Source organism: Dyadobacter fermentans DSM 18053 (assembly GCF_000023125.1).
Lineage (GTDB): Bacteria > Bacteroidota > Bacteroidia > Cytophagales > Spirosomataceae > Dyadobacter > Dyadobacter fermentans.
This window is the reverse complement of record NC_013037.1, coordinates 3,239,308-3,254,456: the sequence shown is the minus strand read 5'-3', so window position 1 is coordinate 3,254,456 and position 15,149 is coordinate 3,239,308. Positions and strand designations below refer to the sequence as shown.

11 protein-coding genes are annotated in these 15,149 nt (G+C 53.0%); 3 read left to right on the top strand and 8 right to left on the bottom strand.

All coding sequences use genetic code 11. The features are described from left to right. Window positions 1–148 precede the first annotated feature (148 nt). On the top strand, window positions 149–3,058 hold the full coding sequence (leuS, locus tag DFER_RS13010; protein WP_015812101.1) for a leucine--tRNA ligase: 2,910 nt from the start codon (window positions 149–151) through the stop codon (window positions 3,056–3,058). Between the two features lie 78 nt (window positions 3,059–3,136). Here leuS and DFER_RS13005 read toward each other — a convergent pair whose 3' ends face one another. Next, entirely contained in the window at window positions 3,137–3,517 is a 381-nt protein-coding gene (locus DFER_RS13005) for a T9SS type A sorting domain-containing protein (RefSeq protein ID WP_229206244.1), read from the bottom strand. 157 nt (window positions 3,518–3,674) lie between these two features. Here DFER_RS13005 and DFER_RS13000 point away from each other — a divergent pair, with 157 nt between their 5' ends. Together DFER_RS13000 and DFER_RS12995 are read left to right on the top strand one after the other, a co-directional pair. Continuing rightward, the gene (locus tag DFER_RS13000; RefSeq protein WP_015812099.1) at window positions 3,675–4,481 is read left to right on the top strand and encodes a glycoside hydrolase family 25 protein; all 807 of its coding nucleotides are present in this window, start codon (window positions 3,675–3,677) and stop codon (window positions 4,479–4,481) included. Between the two features lie 110 nt (window positions 4,482–4,591). Then, a complete protein-coding gene (locus DFER_RS12995) occupies window positions 4,592–5,314 on the top strand; it encodes a hypothetical protein (protein ID WP_015812098.1) in 723 nt (240 codons plus the stop codon). 40 nt (window positions 5,315–5,354) lie between these two features. Here DFER_RS12995 and DFER_RS12990 read toward each other — a convergent pair whose 3' ends face one another. The 7 genes from DFER_RS12990 to DFER_RS12960 all read right to left on the bottom strand — a co-directional run bounded on the left by DFER_RS12990 (window position 5,355) and on the right by DFER_RS12960 (window position 15,045). After that, entirely contained in the window at window positions 5,355–6,413 is a 1,059-nt protein-coding gene (locus tag DFER_RS12990; protein WP_015812097.1) for an agmatine deiminase family protein, read from the bottom strand. A gap of 155 nt (window positions 6,414–6,568) precedes the next feature. Further along, window positions 6,569–7,156, bottom strand: a complete 588-nt coding sequence (locus DFER_RS12985) for a Hint domain-containing protein (RefSeq protein ID WP_015812096.1) — start codon at window positions 7,154–7,156, stop codon at window positions 6,569–6,571. 11 nt (window positions 7,157–7,167) lie between these two features. Next, window positions 7,168–8,268, bottom strand: coding sequence for an AEC family transporter (locus DFER_RS12980; RefSeq protein ID WP_015812095.1), 1,101 nt, complete (start codon window positions 8,266–8,268; stop codon window positions 7,168–7,170). 305 nt (window positions 8,269–8,573) lie between these two features. After that, window positions 8,574–9,761, bottom strand: a complete 1,188-nt coding sequence (locus tag DFER_RS12975; protein ID WP_015812094.1) for a pyridoxal phosphate-dependent aminotransferase — start codon at window positions 9,759–9,761, stop codon at window positions 8,574–8,576. A gap of 106 nt (window positions 9,762–9,867) precedes the next feature. Further along, entirely contained in the window at window positions 9,868–10,350 is a 483-nt protein-coding gene (locus DFER_RS12970) for a hypothetical protein (RefSeq protein WP_015812093.1), read from the bottom strand. A gap of 27 nt (window positions 10,351–10,377) precedes the next feature. Next, window positions 10,378–11,856 (bottom strand): SusD/RagB family nutrient-binding outer membrane lipoprotein, encoded by a 1,479-nt coding sequence (locus tag DFER_RS12965; protein WP_015812092.1) that lies wholly within the window; start codon window positions 11,854–11,856, stop codon window positions 10,378–10,380. A 33-nt stretch (window positions 11,857–11,889) separates the two neighbouring features. Beyond that, on the bottom strand, window positions 11,890–15,045 hold the full coding sequence (locus tag DFER_RS12960; protein WP_015812091.1) for a SusC/RagA family TonB-linked outer membrane protein: 3,156 nt from the start codon (window positions 15,043–15,045) through the stop codon (window positions 11,890–11,892). Window positions 15,046–15,149: the final 104 nt, after the last annotated feature.

Below are 15,149 nucleotides of genomic sequence, written 5' to 3'. Positions count from 1 at the left end.
GGACAGCCCGAATCCGATCAAAAAACGCTATTTTTGCGGTTTATTTGGGAGAATAGAAATTAAACAAAAGCTTTACTTTCTGATAATCAGGACTCTGGGCGGATACGCACACGGGGCGCACAGAGAAAAGCATAACAACTAACAGGATATGAGCGAGTACAGTCATCGCGAAATAGAAAAAAAATGGCAGGATTTCTGGCAGAAGAACGGCACATTCAGCGTGTCCAATGAGTCGGAGTTGCCGAAGTATTATGTGTTGGATATGTTTCCCTACCCTTCGGGCGCAGGGCTGCATGTGGGGCATCCGCTGGGGTATATTGCCTCGGATATCTATTCCCGTTACAAAAGGCTGAAAGGCTTCAACGTGCTGCATCCGATGGGCTTCGATAGCTTCGGATTGCCCGCCGAGCAATACGCCATCCAAACCGGCCAGCACCCGGCCATTACCACCGAGCAGAATATCAGCCGCTATATCGAGCAGCTGAAAAACCTGGGACTCAGCTACGACTGGAACCGCGAAGTGCGGACGTCCGACCCGGGCTACTATAAATGGACGCAATGGATTTTCTCGGAGCTGTTCAACAGCTGGTACAACAACGATACCGACCAGGCGGAGCCGATTGAAACCCTGACCGCGAAATTCGCGCAGGAAGGTAATGCCAAAATCAATGCACCTGCGGATGAAGATACCCCCGCATTCACTGCCGAAGAGTGGAATGCATGGTCGGAAGAGGTACAATATAAGATGACATTGAAATACCGCCTGACCTACGTCGCCGACGCAACCGTAAACTGGTGCCCCGGCCTGGGATCGGTATTGTCGAACGACGAGGTGAAAGACGGTGTTTCCGAACGCGGCGGCTTCCCCGTGATCCAGAAACTGATGCGCCAATGGATGATGCGCATCACCGCATACGCACAGCGATTGATCGACGGCCTGGACACGGTGGATTGGACGGAGTCATTGAAAGAGCAGCAGCGGAACTGGATCGGACGTTCGGTTGGAGCGTTGGTCAAATTTCAGGTTTGGGAGGAAAGGGAAGATGGAGGAAAGGGAGAAAGTGGTATTGTAAATTCCCTTTCCTCCTTTCCTCCCTCTATCGAAGTGTTCACAACACGAGTAGACACGATTTACGGCGTTACGTTTATGGTAATCGCGCCGGAGCATGAGCTTGTGGATGTGATCACGACGCCGGAGCAGCGGGCGGAAATTGATGACTACATTGCCATGACGCAGAAGAAATCGGAGCGCGACCGGATGTCGGACGTGAAAACGGTTTCGGGTGCATTCACGGGTGCGTACGTGCTCAATCCGTTCAGCGGAGAAAAGGTGCCGGTTTACATTGCCGACTACGTGCTGGCAGGCTACGGAACCGGGGCGGTCATGGCCGTACCATCCGGCGACCAGCGCGACTGGAACTTCGCCAAGCATTTCAACCTGCCCATTATCCCGATCCTCGACGCGCAAAAGGACATTGAAACACAAGCCGACGCGACGAAAGAAGGAAAATATATCAATTCAGGCATTATCGACGGATTGACCTACAAAGAGGCCACCGAAAAGCTGATCAATGTACTGGAAGAAAAAGGATTAGGTAAAGGAAAAATCAACTACCGCCTGCGCGACGCGGTGTTCAGCCGCCAGCGTTACTGGGGCGAGCCGGTGCCTGTTTATTACAAAAATGACAGCGAAGGCCAGCCGGTACCATATCTGCTCGACTTGAACGAGCTGCCGTTGAACCTGCCGGAAGTTGATAAATACCTGCCGACTGAAAACGGAGAGCCGCCGCTGGGCCGCGCTGTTGGGTGGTCTTATGGCTCAGGTGTTGGCTATAATTCGGGCTCTGGTCACGGTTACGAAACCGGAGCAGGTTATAGCTACGAGCTCAGCACCATGCCGGGCTGGGCGGGCAGCAGCTGGTACTGGTACCGCTACATGGACCCGAAAAACGAGAACGAATTCGCATCGAAAGAGGCGATCGGCTATTGGAAAGATGTGGATTTGTACATCGGCGGCACCGAGCACGCGACGGGGCACTTACTGTACAGCCGTTTCTGGAACAAATTCATGAAAGACCGCGGATTTGTGCAGGAAGAGGAGCCGTTCAAAAAGCTCATCAACCAGGGCATGATCCAGGGGCGCAGCAACTTCGTGTACCGCGTCAAAGGAGAGGATTACAGCAAGCCTGTGTTTGTAAGCGCCGGTTTGAAATCGCAATATGAGGTTTCGGCATTGCACGTGGATGTGAATATTGTGGAAAACGACGTGCTGGATGTGGACAAGTTCAAAGCGACGCGGCCGGATATCGCTGGCGAGCATGCTGAGTTCATCCTCGAAGACGGCAAATACATTTGCGGTGTGGAAGTGGAGAAAATGTCGAAATCGAAGTTTAACGTCGTGAACCCGGACGATATCGTGGAGCGCTACGGGGCCGATACCCTGCGGTTGTACGAAATGTTCCTCGGGCCGCTCGATCAGGCGAAACCCTGGAATACCAATGGAATCGACGGAACGTACCGCTTCATCCGTAAGCTGTGGCGCCTGTTTTACACCGAAACCGGCCAGTGGCAGGTGAAAGACGTTCCCGCGAAGCCCGACGAATTGAAGACTTTGCACAAAACGATCAAAAAGATCGGTGAGGACATCGAAAACTTCTCGTTCAACACCGCAGTGAGTGCGTTTATGGTGTGCGTGAATGAGCTCGGCAGCCAGAAATGCCAGAGCAAAGAAGTATTGCAGCAATTGGTAATCCTGCTTTCGCCCTACGCGCCGCATATTTCGGAAGAATTGTGGACGGCATTGGGTAATGAAGCAGGAGGTGTTTCCAAAGCCGAATTCCCGGTTTTTGAAGCCAAATACGTGCAGGATTCAGTATTCGAATATCCGGTGCAGATCAATGGAAAAGTGCGCGCGTCGTTGACATTCCCGCTGGACACGCCGGCGGCGGACATCGAGAAGGAGGTATTGGCCGACGTAACCGTTCAGAAATGGATGGAAGGCAAGCCTGCCAAAAAAGTGATCGTCGTTCCAAAACGGATTGTGAACGTGGTGATCTGATCCACGGTTGAAATACAAAAAAAGCAGAACGGCCAGCTCGGAACTCCAAGCTGGCCGTTTTGGCTTTGAAGAGGGCGATTACTTGACGGCAACGCGGCGGTCGGTGCGGATTTCAGTCACATCGAAATGCTTTTCGACTTTTTTGCCATTGGCCGTAATCTCAACGGTGTAGCTGCCTTCGGGCAATTCGTTGATGTTGTAGGCCTTTCTGAACTTGTCCGTGCTGCGGCTGATCACATCGCGGTGGATAGCCTCGCCTTTGTAGTTCGTGATGACGATCAACGCCTTATTATTGGTGTATTTATCCACATTAACATGCAACTTACCGGCTTTGGAGGCGAAAATGCCCGTTTCGAAGACTACCGCTTTTTTGCCTTCCTTGTCTTCGGCGACAGCATTGAAAGCGAAGGTTGCAGCGATTACCATTGTCATTGCGATTGTTTTGATTGAAGGTCTCATGGCTATGTTTATTTAAAAGGTGAGCACTAATTCCGTTTGGATGATTCAAATATATGGGCAATATCAGGTACTATGTATTGCATAGTACATGGATGGTAACTCTGGAAAATGAGCGGCAATATGCCTGGAACAACGATCTTTCGTACTTTTGCGCGGTATGGCAAAAAAGAAGACCCGCTCGTCAGTTAGTAATGTTAAATACCTGAAACCGCTCCCTGCGAAGGGCTGGGCCATTATCGCGGCCGTGGTAGTGATAATCGGCGGACTGATCTGGTGGAGCGATAAAACAGACGAAAATCAGTGGGAGTTTATCAGCAAGTTCGGTATCAAGCTGCCGCTGCGGTATGCCGTTCACGGGATCGACGTTTCGCACCACAATGCGAAGATCAATTGGGATAAACTCAAAATGGCGCGCTCGGAAAATGTAAGTATTGATTTCGTGTATATCAAAGCCACGGAAGGCGCCACGCACCTCGACAGGCAGTTCAAACGCAACTGGGCGGAAGCCAGGCGGGTAGGAATGAAGCGCGGTGCGTACCATTTCTATAATCCTAGGGTGATGTCCGACCGCCAGGTTGATAACTTCATCGGCCAGGTAAGAATGGAACCCGGGGACCTGCCGCCGGTGCTTGATCTGGAAGTCAATGGCGGCAAGCCGGACGACATCATTATCAAAGGTGTGCGCAACTGGCTCACGCTCATCGAGGCGCATTACGGCGTGAAGCCTATCATTTACGTCAATGAGCATTATTACAAAAAATACATCGCCGGCAACTTCGACGATTATCCGCTCTGGCTCGCGGGCTACTCGCGCACGCACCTGGACGACCTCGCCTCCGACGCGCACGTGCTGTTCTGGCAGCACAGCGAAAAGGGCTGGGTGGACGGTATCCGGGGTTTTGTGGATTACAATGTGTTCCTGCACGAGCGCACGGAGTGGGACAATCTGGCCGACAGGGAGTAGTTTTCCGTTTCAATACGTACCGAAAGCCGGTTAATCAGGCAGGTATTACTACGCTGAAACAGGGGTGTGAGAGCTGTTACTTTTAGTAAACATCAAACTCAAATACTTCTATGAAAACCTTTCGCTTGCTTCTGTTCGCATTGGTGCCGGTATCTTTCTTTACATCTTGCAAAACAACGGCCATTCTTACCTCCAGTTTCGAGAGTGAAACCGTCGGCTCGCTGCCCGCAAAGAACATTCCGGGCGATCCCGTCGGCGACGCCATCGACTACGGTACTGAACTGCAACCGCGCATCAAGGTGACCAACTCCGCCACTGCCGGCCGCAAGGCGCTTACATTCACCGAAATAAACACTCCCGGCCTGACCGCACACAATCAGTTCCTTTCATTCAAAGGCATTTCTACTGATTTTACCCAAACCCTGTGGTTCTATTACACCGCCACCCATTCAGGCTCGGGCGAGCGGCTGCTTATCGACATTACCGATGGCTCGGCAGCGATGATCGCGCGATTGTTCCTGACCGACGCCGGGCAGCTCAGCATGATGACCGATTTTAAAGGCGGGGAGCAAGTGCTGGGCAACATTCCGGCGGGCGTTTCGCATACGCTCGTCGTGACGCTCAACCTGAGCAGCAGGAAATTCAATCTGACGGTGTTGAAATCGGGCGGGAATATCACCGCGTCGGACCGGCCGGTGCTGCTGGACAATATCCTGGCCTATGCGAATCCGGCGAGGCCAATGCTCTGTTTCAGATGGGAGGACGGCGCTTCCGCCACGCGAAAGTATGTGCTGGAAGATGTGTATATCAATCGCAAGAAGCCGGATCTATAAGTAAAAAGCCGGGAAGCGACCGCTTCCCGGCTTTTTACGTTTAAACCAGCGGCTCCTGCTGGCTCAGGCAATGGAAACTGCCTTGTCCCCAGATAATTTCCGTGGCCAGGAGCGGAATGATTTTCCTGCCCGGAAAAGCTTTTTCCAGAATATCGATCGCGACCTGGTCGTGCGGATTGTTGAATACCGGCACGATCACGCCTGCATTGCAGATCAAAAAGTTGGCATACGAGCCTGGCGTGCGGAAACCGTCGATCACGACCGCCTTCGGCATCGGTAGTTCAATGATATTAAGTTGCTTGCCGCTGACCAGCCGCATGTTTTTCAGCATGCCGAGATTCGTTTGCAGCATTTTGTAGTTGTCGTCGGCCGGGTTGCTTTCTACGCAAGCCACGACGGTATCTTCATTCACAAAGCGCGTCGTATCGTCAATATGGCCGTCGGTGTCGTCGCCTTCTATGCCGCCTTCTACCCACAGTATTTGCTCTACACCATAATAATCAAACAAATGCTGCTCGATCTGCGCTTGCTTCAGGTGCGGGTTGCGGTTCAGGTTCAGCAGGCAGGATTCGCTGGTGAGAATGGTTCCCGCGCCATTGAATTCCACCGAGCCGCCTTCCATGATGATGCCCGGGTTTACAACCGGCAGGTTCAGGTATTCGGCCACGGCCCGCGGCGTGCGGTTATCGTCGTCGTAGGGCGGATATTTACCTCCCCAGGCATTATGGCCCCAGTCGACGATCATTTTTTCGCCGGTTTTGGGATTTACCACAAAAGAAGGACCATGGTCGCGGCACCAGGCGTCGTTGGTGGGTTTTACTATAAACTCGATTTTATTCAAATCGACACCCGTTTTGTCGAGCTCGCCGATGATGAATTGCTTCAATGCTTCGTCGTTGGCGATAACGCCCACTTTTTCGCCCTGGCTGATGGCCTTGATGAACGCCAGGTATTGCGGACGCATTTTGGCGAGCTTATCGCCTTGCCAGGAGGCGTCGTTGTGCGGGAAAGTAAGCCAGGTAGCGCGGTGCGGCGCCCATTCGGCGGGAAATGTAAAACCCAGCTCGCGGGGCGTCGATGAAGCGGAATTTGCTGTCACGGTATTTGGAAATGTCTTTGGTTCTGCTCAAAAATGAAGTGCAAAGGTCGTAAAAGGTTTGCTGCTGACCAATGCCGGCGTCAGTTTAGCGCTATCCACCAAAAAATAAAGCCCCGCAAGCGAGGCTTTTATCCGTTTGTTGAGTAAATAATAAATCAGTTGTTGGCAACCATCACATTGTCTACCAGGTAAGTGCCGTCCACCGTTTCCAGGTCGTAGGCCTTCTTCACGCGCCGGGCGTTCGTTTGCACCGCGCCCACTTTCCATGATGATACAATGCCGGTGGAAGGCTCATAGCGATACAGAATGTCCTTTTTGGAAAGCTTTTTCATCCGTTTTCTGCCGTGATTGGTTTGCACCTTGTGGTCGGGCGTGGCTTCGAGCAGCAACGCGGGCACAATCGGCGAATCCGGGGTGGCATGGTCGTGCGCCGGCCGGAGGTACACCGCCGTCAGCGGTAACGTGGGCTGGTCGAAAATGTCGATCTGCTTCACCTGCGTGGTGGCCGTTTTGCCGTCCTTGCACGTCTTCACATGCTCGCCCACGCGCACGTCCGCAATGGATTTCACACTTCCGTCGGCCATCGTCACGGGTGCATTGGCCGAAAAATACTTGCAGCGCTTGGTGCTCTTCGAAATGCGGATGGTGGCCTGCGACTGGATGCTGCTGACGGCTGTGAGCTCGGTTTGGGCAAAAACAGTAAGGGACAGGAGTGAAAAAATACTGGTGGTCAGGACCTTCATGTGGTGTTGCGTTACGACGATGCCTTCGACATTTTCACAAATACTTTCCCGAGCACATTAGGCACCGCACCGAGGCAGATCAATACGAGCCCGGCGGTGATGAGCGTGGAAGTATGTGCGAAGAATGAACCGGAAGACAGGATTGCCAAAATTAATATCGTTGAGAATGGTAATGAGAATGCAAGTAACAACACAGCGAGTTCCAGGTCAAATGTTCTTTTTTCCTTAGGCATCGCCTTGGCATCCTCCCGCAGGTTGAATGCCGAAATGTGCGCGAGCGGCCAGAAACTGGCGGCACTGAGCGGGATCACGATCGAAAGCAGCACCATGTTCTGGTCGGTAATGTTGAGCACGTAAATCATTCCCGCGCTGATAAGCATCGTAATGCCCGCGCGGAAGAACAGGATACTGGCAACAATACGCTTCTTACCTTCTTTCAGTTGCACGGCCAGGCCGATAAAGAGCAGCACGAGCGGCGTCATCATCGCGCTGGTTTTATCAAAAATATCCACTACCAATGGCGGTAATGTGCTGTAATTGATACCCAGGCTAAGCAATATGATTGCGATGAAAATGAGCAGGTTAATGGGCTCCTGAAACATACTCGCGAAGAGGCTTTTCAGCTTTCCGGTCATTTTGGTTTCCTTGTCATCGCTGTTTTTCAAAAACATATTCATCGCGAGAATGTAGAGCGAAATGAGTACAAAAAACTTGTTGCCCACATCCGCCAGCGCCGCAATAGCCAGGCTTTTTTCACCCAAAAACTCCGCGATGAACGGAAAACACGATAACCCCGGCGCCAATGAAGGAATGAGCATCATCAATGTGCGACCGGTAGGGCTGTTTTTTTCAATGCCGAACAATGCGAATGCCAGCGGCGCGGAAAAGAACATCAGGAAGTTGAAAACGAGCGTAACGAGCGGAATGATAAACATCGACGAATCGATGTCGATCTTCATTAATGAAATAAATATCGTTGAGGGTAGCGCCACGGAGAGGATGATCTCCTTGATGCCGTTGGTTTGGTCCTTGTTCTTGAACTTGCTTTTGAGCAACAATCCCAGGGCAATTAATAATAATAGCGTGATGGTTTTTTGTAATGCGTCACTCATGGTCGGGAACAGTTAAGTAATAGGAATGTATCGAAGATCAAAGAGGAGTGTCGCTTTCGCGGAGGATTGTAACGGGAGTGAAAATGGTATCGTTAGTGGTGGTCAGGTGTTGTCACACATTGCCATTGCTGTTACATGCCTACGGCATTTACCGGCTGGTTTTCGGATGTGTTTGCTACCGATATTACGTCGCTACGCGACTCGGCTTCCGACATTAAAGTGCCGTCAGGCACGTAATATTGGTAGCAAAACAATGTACAGCCACTTTGCCGGAATCCCGTAGGGATGTAACAACAAAGCAATACTTAGCTCAATGCGCCCAGTGCGCCCACAAATGCCTTCATCTCATCCATCGTACCGATACTTACCCGGCACCAGGGCTTATTCTGGACGTCGAAGGAGCGGACGGCGATGCCTTTGGCGGTCATTTTGGAGAGCAGCTCCTTGCCCGGGATGGAGATCGGGAAGAGGACGAAGTTGGTGTACGACGGGATGTATTTGTAACCCATCTTGTCCAGGTTTTCGTAAAGGTATGTTTTGGCCTCGTGGTTCAGTTTGCGGGTGTTGCCCTGGAAATCCTTGTCGTCCAGACTGGCGGATGCTGCGAAGATCGACGTGTAGGAAATGCCCATGCCGCCGCGGGTGATCTTGTTGATACCGGCCAGGAATTCAGGCTGGGCGGCAATGTAACCCACGCGAATACCGGCCATACCCATGATTTTCGAGAACGTACGGGCGATGATCACGTTTTTCTTTTGGGTCAAAAGCGACACCATGCTTTGCGTATCGGCACCTACCGCAAGCTCGATGTAGGCTTCATCCACGAATACCGGCACTTTTTCGGACACGCGCGAGCAGAAGTCGAGCAGGTCCTGGCCTTTCGTAATGGCGCCGGTCGGGTTATTTGGGTTACAAACATATACCAGCTTGGTATCCTTGTCGATGGCCGCTTCCATCGCTTTCAGGTCGTGCGACCAGTCTGCCGTGCAGGGAACGGGCTTCCAGGTAGCACCTACGGATTTAGCCACGCTCACGAGCGACATATAACAAGGGTCGGCGGAGACGATGTTGCCGCCTTTCATGAAGGTGACCAATGCCACTTTTTCCAGCAGATCCGACGAGCCGGGGCCCATCATGATGTGGTCGGGCGTCACGCCTTCTTTTTTTGCGATTTTATCAATGAGGTCGTACATTTCCTTCCAGGCGTAACGGTTACCGTTTTTCACGGATTCTGCCACGGCTTTCTGTGCCGTCATCGGCGGGCCGTATGGGTTTTCGTTCGAACTCAGTTTCGCTACGATTTTTGGTGCTTTGAAATCCGAAGGCAGGAAATGCTCGCGCACCATCGGGCTGCGGTAAATGCGGTTTTCCGGGTCGAGCGACAATGGAGTATTTTCAAAAGCACCGGCAGTAAGGTGCGGGGCGATGGCCATTCCGCCCAATGCCATTAAACCGGACTTCAACAGGTTACGACGGTCGATGTTGTGATTCATTGTTCAAAAGTTTAAGTACGTGACGATTAATATTCAGAAGTGAAAATCTTAATTCAATTTACAAATAAACTAGCCGGGATAGAAGTGCATCCGGCTTGTTTTTCAATCAGTTAGCCTGCACTTGCGAGAAGCGCGTAAATGCGATCCCCTTATGGCTGCCCGACCACGAAATTTTGGTAATGCTGCCCGCTTTCGGTGCAGTTATGCCCAGGTCGGCCCACGTTTTTTCCAGCTTCACCACCCCCTGCGCATCGGAAGTAACCTCGCCCAGCACGGCGCCCGTGCGGAGGGTGATTTTAATGCTGAGGTTCGGAACCGGAATGGAGTCGATGCCTTTGGTATGGTCGAGAATATTCGTCTTGTCGAGTTCCAGCAGGCGGGCCGAGAGCGTCAGTTTTTCGGCCGTAGCTGCGTAGGTCACCGTCGGTTCGCTGGCAATGGGAGCCCCGAAAGGCGCGCCGACAATGTCCACCAGCACGGGCGCTACGTTGCGGTCGAGGAATGGATCTTCTTCTTTACACGACACAAATCCGAATGCAAGAGCCAGCATGATTAGCGCGGAAGGGAAAAGCGATTTTGTATTTTTCATATTGGTCAAATTCTTGGAGTTAAACCGTTATTTCTCAGCCCACCACAGTTTGGTCTTCATATCGTCCGCCCCGCCATTGAGCTTCACGCCATCGGCTACGGAAGCCGCGTTGAGCGAGTATTCCGAGGCCGGGTAATTGAAGCGGGTAGGGAGCACGCCGCCATTGTTCAGCACCGCACGCGGGTCGGCGGCCGGGAACACCGGGAAGCCCGTCCGGCGCCATTCAATCCACGCTTCCACGCCTTGCCCGAAGAGCGAAATCCATTTCTGTTCGAGCACTTTTTCCTTGCTTACCGGACCGGCTTTGGTGAAGTAACCTGCCGGCGGCGTGAGGCCGTACTGGGCAAACGAGGCGGTAATGCCTTCTTCGAAGTACTTTTTCGCATCGCCTGTCGCGTCTCCGTCCAGCACGGCTTCGGCGAGGATGAAATTCAGATCTGCGTAGGTCATGATCACTTCCGGCGCGGCGGCGTCGGTGAATGCCTTGCCGATGGTGGAGCTGGTGGCGAGGTAGCCGGTCGCGATGGCGTCGGGCAGGCCGTTGGCGTGGCCCTGGTAAAGGCCGTCCTTATTCGGGTTGGCATACACGGTAATGCGGGTGTCGCCCAGTGCATTCATCTTATCGGCCAGCGTTTTGCTGATATTCCAGTCCGTACGTCCGCCCTGGATCAGGATCTGGTTCCATTCGTTGTTGCTCGGCAGCACCGTCGTGCATTTCAGCGACGCATTATCCGCATTGCCGGTGAAAATCGGGAATTTGGTGGCGTCGCCGAGGATTTCTGTGAAGATCGCTTTCGACTCTGCCGGCTTTTTGGCAGCCTGGCGGTTAGCGAGGCGGAGGCGGAGCGAATTGGCGAATTTTTTCCATTTCAAAATATCACCCGAATACAGAATGTCGCCTGCAATGGCCGGGCCGCCGACGGTCAGCTTCTCGTTCGCCAGTTTCAGGTCATTGAGCAAACCTGCGTAAATGGTTTCCATCGAATCGTATTTCGGCGTGTAAACCGGGTCGCTGGCCGTGCCCTTGATGGCGTCGGTGTAGGGAATGGAGCCGTACATGTCCACCAGCAGCGAAAACACCCAGGTACGCATAACCAGCGCCACTCCTTCATAATTAGCGTTAGGTGAAGCGGACTCCGCATTCGTTTGGTTGATAATGCGCTGGAAATTCAGCAGGCCGTCGTTGAAAAAGCCTTTCCAGTTGTTGGAGATCAATGCGGGCGACACCGTGTAATCGTCGCCTTCATTGCTGTAAATGTTGCGCGTCAAATGCTGCACGTACAGTTCGGCGGCGTCGATGTTGATCCGCTCGAAACGGTCGCGGTGGCCCCAGTAGCGGTCTACCGAGGTTTCGATGCCGGTAGGGAGCAGGTATTGCGGACCGATGGCCGTGGGGCTGTTCGGGCTCACGTTCATGCTATCGAAATCCTTGGTGCAGCTGGTGATGCTCAATGCGCCGGCGAGGGCGGTCATCCAGATGCTTTTATGGGTTAAAATGCTTTTCATTGCGTAATGCTTTTAGGTCTTCAAATGATTGAATCAGAACGACAGCGAGAGGTTTGCGCCAATGCTGCGGGAGCTGGGCAGCTCACCATAACCGAATCCTTGCTGGTTACCCCCTTTCGCATCGATCTCCGGATCGATATGCGGGGTGTTTTTGAAGATCATCCAAACGTTCCGGCCCACGAGCGAGATCTTGGCCGACTGGATTTTTACCTTTTTCAAAAGCGACGGGCTGAACGAGTAGCCGAGCGACACTTCACGCAGCTTCACATAGCTCGCATCGAAAATCGCCGATTCGTGGTAGTTGCGCGGATTGGCATAACCATAAAGCTGATTGGCAGTGACGATAATGTCGTTCGGCACAAAGGATTTGGAACCATCCGCAGCCGTCACTTCCCGCACACCCTGGCCGATCACGCCTTCTTCGCGGCCCAGTGCCGTTTCGGCATATTGGCCCGTCCAGCGCGCGGTGCCGGTGCCTTCGTCATAAATGTCGCCACCCATGCGCACGTCCACCAATGCGCTCAGTGAGAAGCCTTTGTGATTCAATGTGTTCAGCATACCACCGATCCAGTCGGGCTGGATGTTACCCAGCATTTGTCCGGCGGCTGTCAGTGGCAATCCATTGGCACCGTACACGATCTGTCCATTGTGTTTCTGGAAACCCACGCCGTAAAATGTGCCATAAGGCTGGCCCACACGTGCTTCCGACGACATGCCGCGCTGTGTGGCAAGCGTGTAGGTAGTGAGTCCTTCTGCCAGTTCAATCACTTTGTTGCGGTTGCGCGCCCAGTTGAGCGAGACGTCCCAGCTGAAACCGCCGGCCAGCTTCACCGGCGTGCCTGATACCGAGATTTCAACGCCCTGGTTGGTGATTTTTCCGGCATTCAGAATGCGGGTGTTGTAGCCGCTCGCTTTGGAAATTTCCACGCCGAGGATCTGGTCTTTGGTCGTCTGTTTGTAATAAGTCACATCCAGGCCGATTTTGCCTTTCAAAAACCGGAGGTCGGCGCCGAGTTCAAGGCCGGTCGTGATTTCCGGCTTCAAACCGCTGTTTGCGATTTCGATGTTTTCGGAAAATTTGGGCACTGCGCCATTCCAGGAGCCTTTGGCGAGGAAGGTTTGGGCCAATTGGTAAGGCGTGGCGTCGTTACCTACCTGTGCATAGCTCGCACGTACTTTGCCGAACGTGAACACATTGCTTTTTACATCAAACAATTCCGTGAGCACCGCACTCAATGACGCGGAAGGGTAGAAGTACGAGCGTGCATTCGCAGGCAGCGTGCTCGACCAGTCGTTGCGGGCAGTGAGGTCGAGGAACAATGCATCCCTCCACGAAAGGTTAGCCGTCCCGAACAAGCTCTGCGTCTCCGATTTGCGGATTTCGCTTTCAATGGTGTTTTGGCTTGGAACGGAGTTGCCCGCATTGTAGAGGCCGTCTACCACCATTTCGCCTACATAGAAATAGTTTCTTTTGTAATAATTAGTCCGTTGAATGCCACCGACCTGCACGTTCAGCCCGAAATCAGCTGAAATGTCCTTGTTGTAAGTCAGCATGAAATCCGAGTTGGTTTCCTGGCTGCGGAGCACTTCTTCGGAGAAGCGGCCCGGCGTGCGTACGCCGTTGCGGACGCGGAGGAAGTTGGACACATTCACGCGGGTATCCGACCAGTAATCGGTGCCGCTGCGGAGCATAATGCTCAGTGATGGTAAAATCTTGTAGTTCAATGCGATGTTACCCAGCAGGCGGTCCTTTTCGTTGCTTTGAGGCAGGTTGCGCTGCGAGAAATACGGGTTGGTGAAGAAGGTATGCTGCCAGTTAGGCGGATCGGTGTCGTTGCCGCGCTGGTTGTGCACGCCGGTGTAGCTTTCGTAATCCCGCAATTGCGCCCAGGAAACGTGCCGGTGCGACCAGATAAATTCCTGTCCGCTGCCGTAGCTTTTGTTGTCCGAGCCGGATTTGATATACTCGCCCGAAAGCGTAATGCTCAGGTTTTTGGTGAGATTATAGCCCGAATTAATGCGGAAGTTGTTCCGGTGGAAATCATTGTAATACATAATGCCCGTCTGGTCCACGCGGCTCAGGCCGAGGCGGAAGTAGCCTTTGTCGTTGCCGCCGTTCAGCGCAATGCTGTTGGTGATCGTGCGGCCGGTGTTCCAGTATTCGTCCCAGTTGTTGGGCTGAGGAGTCAGTGGTGCAACATCGTCACCAGTCCACCACTGTCTCACCAGGCGTCCGTCCATCGGAGCTCCCCAGCTTTCGTCGGTCCCCTCTGATCCAACCAGAGGATATCTTGCGTCATAAACGGCGCGATACTGCGCAATTTCTGCCGGATCGGTGATGTTGCCGCTCCACCCGTCGTTATACCAGGTGCGGTAGCCATTTCCGCCGCCGTAAGTGTTCTGGAAGTTCGGTTTGATCCACGGGCGCTCAAAGCTGATGTTGGAGTTGATGTCCACACCAAGACCTTTTGTGCCCTGGCCGTTTTTGGTAGTAATCAAAATAACGCCGTTGGCAGCGCGCGAGCCGTACAATGCAGCCGCATTAGGCCCTTTGAGTACCGACATTTCCTTGATATTATCGGGGTTGATCTCCGAAATGCCGCCGCCCCAGGTTTTATTGGCGGTTTGCTCCATCGGCACGCCGTCGATCACGATCAGCGGCTGGTTATTGCCCGAAACGGACGATGAGCCGCGGATCTGGATCGTGGAACCGCTGCCCGGACCGCCGTTCGATTGTACGCGCACCCCGGCGATTTTACCAGAAAGTGCATTCGCCACGTTCGTCGAGCGCGATTCCGTCAGCGCGCTTCCTTTTACTTCCTGTACTGTATATCCCAACGCCTTTTTCTCACGCTCGATACCGAATGCGGTAACCACCACCTCGGCCAGCTGTCGCGTGTCGGCGTCCAGCTTGATGTCAAATTTGGTTTGGTTGCCGATCGGCAACTCTTTGATCAGAAAACCTACGTAAGAAATGACGAGCACGCCGTCACCCGGAACCGAAAAGCTGAAATTTCCGTCGGCATCGGCATTCGTGCCCACATTGGTGCCTTTGTAAATGATTGACGCGCCTGCAAGTCCGAGACCATCATCGGCTGCCGTTACCTTGCCGGTGAGCTGGCGCACTTGCGCCAAAGCAACCGGGGAACACAGACAAGCCCATATAAATAAGAGTAGAACTTTACGCATGGGGAATCAGGTTTAAAAATGTTAGGTGTAGTAGTAGGAGGAGAAAAAAAGTTATGGCTGTGAGGCGTCCACACTTCCGTGCGCCGCACACACTTTCGCGTGGA

Bases quoted from the DNA above. Each gene is read 5' to 3' on its own strand.
- leuS (WP_015812101.1), top strand. From the start codon at position 149: ATGAGCGAGTACAGTCATCGCGAAATAGAAAAAAAATGGCAGGATTTC.
- DFER_RS13005 (WP_229206244.1), bottom strand. From the start codon at position 3,517: ATGAGACCTTCAATCAAAACAATCGCAATGACAATGGTAATCGCTGCA.
- DFER_RS13000 (WP_015812099.1), top strand. From the start codon at position 3,675: ATGGCAAAAAAGAAGACCCGCTCGTCAGTTAGTAATGTTAAATACCTG.
- DFER_RS12995 (WP_015812098.1), top strand. From the start codon at position 4,592: ATGAAAACCTTTCGCTTGCTTCTGTTCGCATTGGTGCCGGTATCTTTC.
- DFER_RS12985 (WP_015812096.1), bottom strand. From the start codon at position 7,156: ATGAAGGTCCTGACCACCAGTATTTTTTCACTCCTGTCCCTTACTGTT.
- DFER_RS12980 (WP_015812095.1), bottom strand. From the start codon at position 8,268: ATGAGTGACGCATTACAAAAAACCATCACGCTATTATTATTAATTGCC.
- DFER_RS12975 (WP_015812094.1), bottom strand. From the start codon at position 9,761: ATGAATCACAACATCGACCGTCGTAACCTGTTGAAGTCCGGTTTAATG.
- DFER_RS12970 (WP_015812093.1), bottom strand. From the start codon at position 10,350: ATGAAAAATACAAAATCGCTTTTCCCTTCCGCGCTAATCATGCTGGCT.
- DFER_RS12965 (WP_015812092.1), bottom strand. From the start codon at position 11,856: ATGAAAAGCATTTTAACCCATAAAAGCATCTGGATGACCGCCCTCGCC.
- DFER_RS12960 (WP_015812091.1), bottom strand. From the start codon at position 15,045: ATGCGTAAAGTTCTACTCTTATTTATATGGGCTTGTCTGTGTTCCCCG.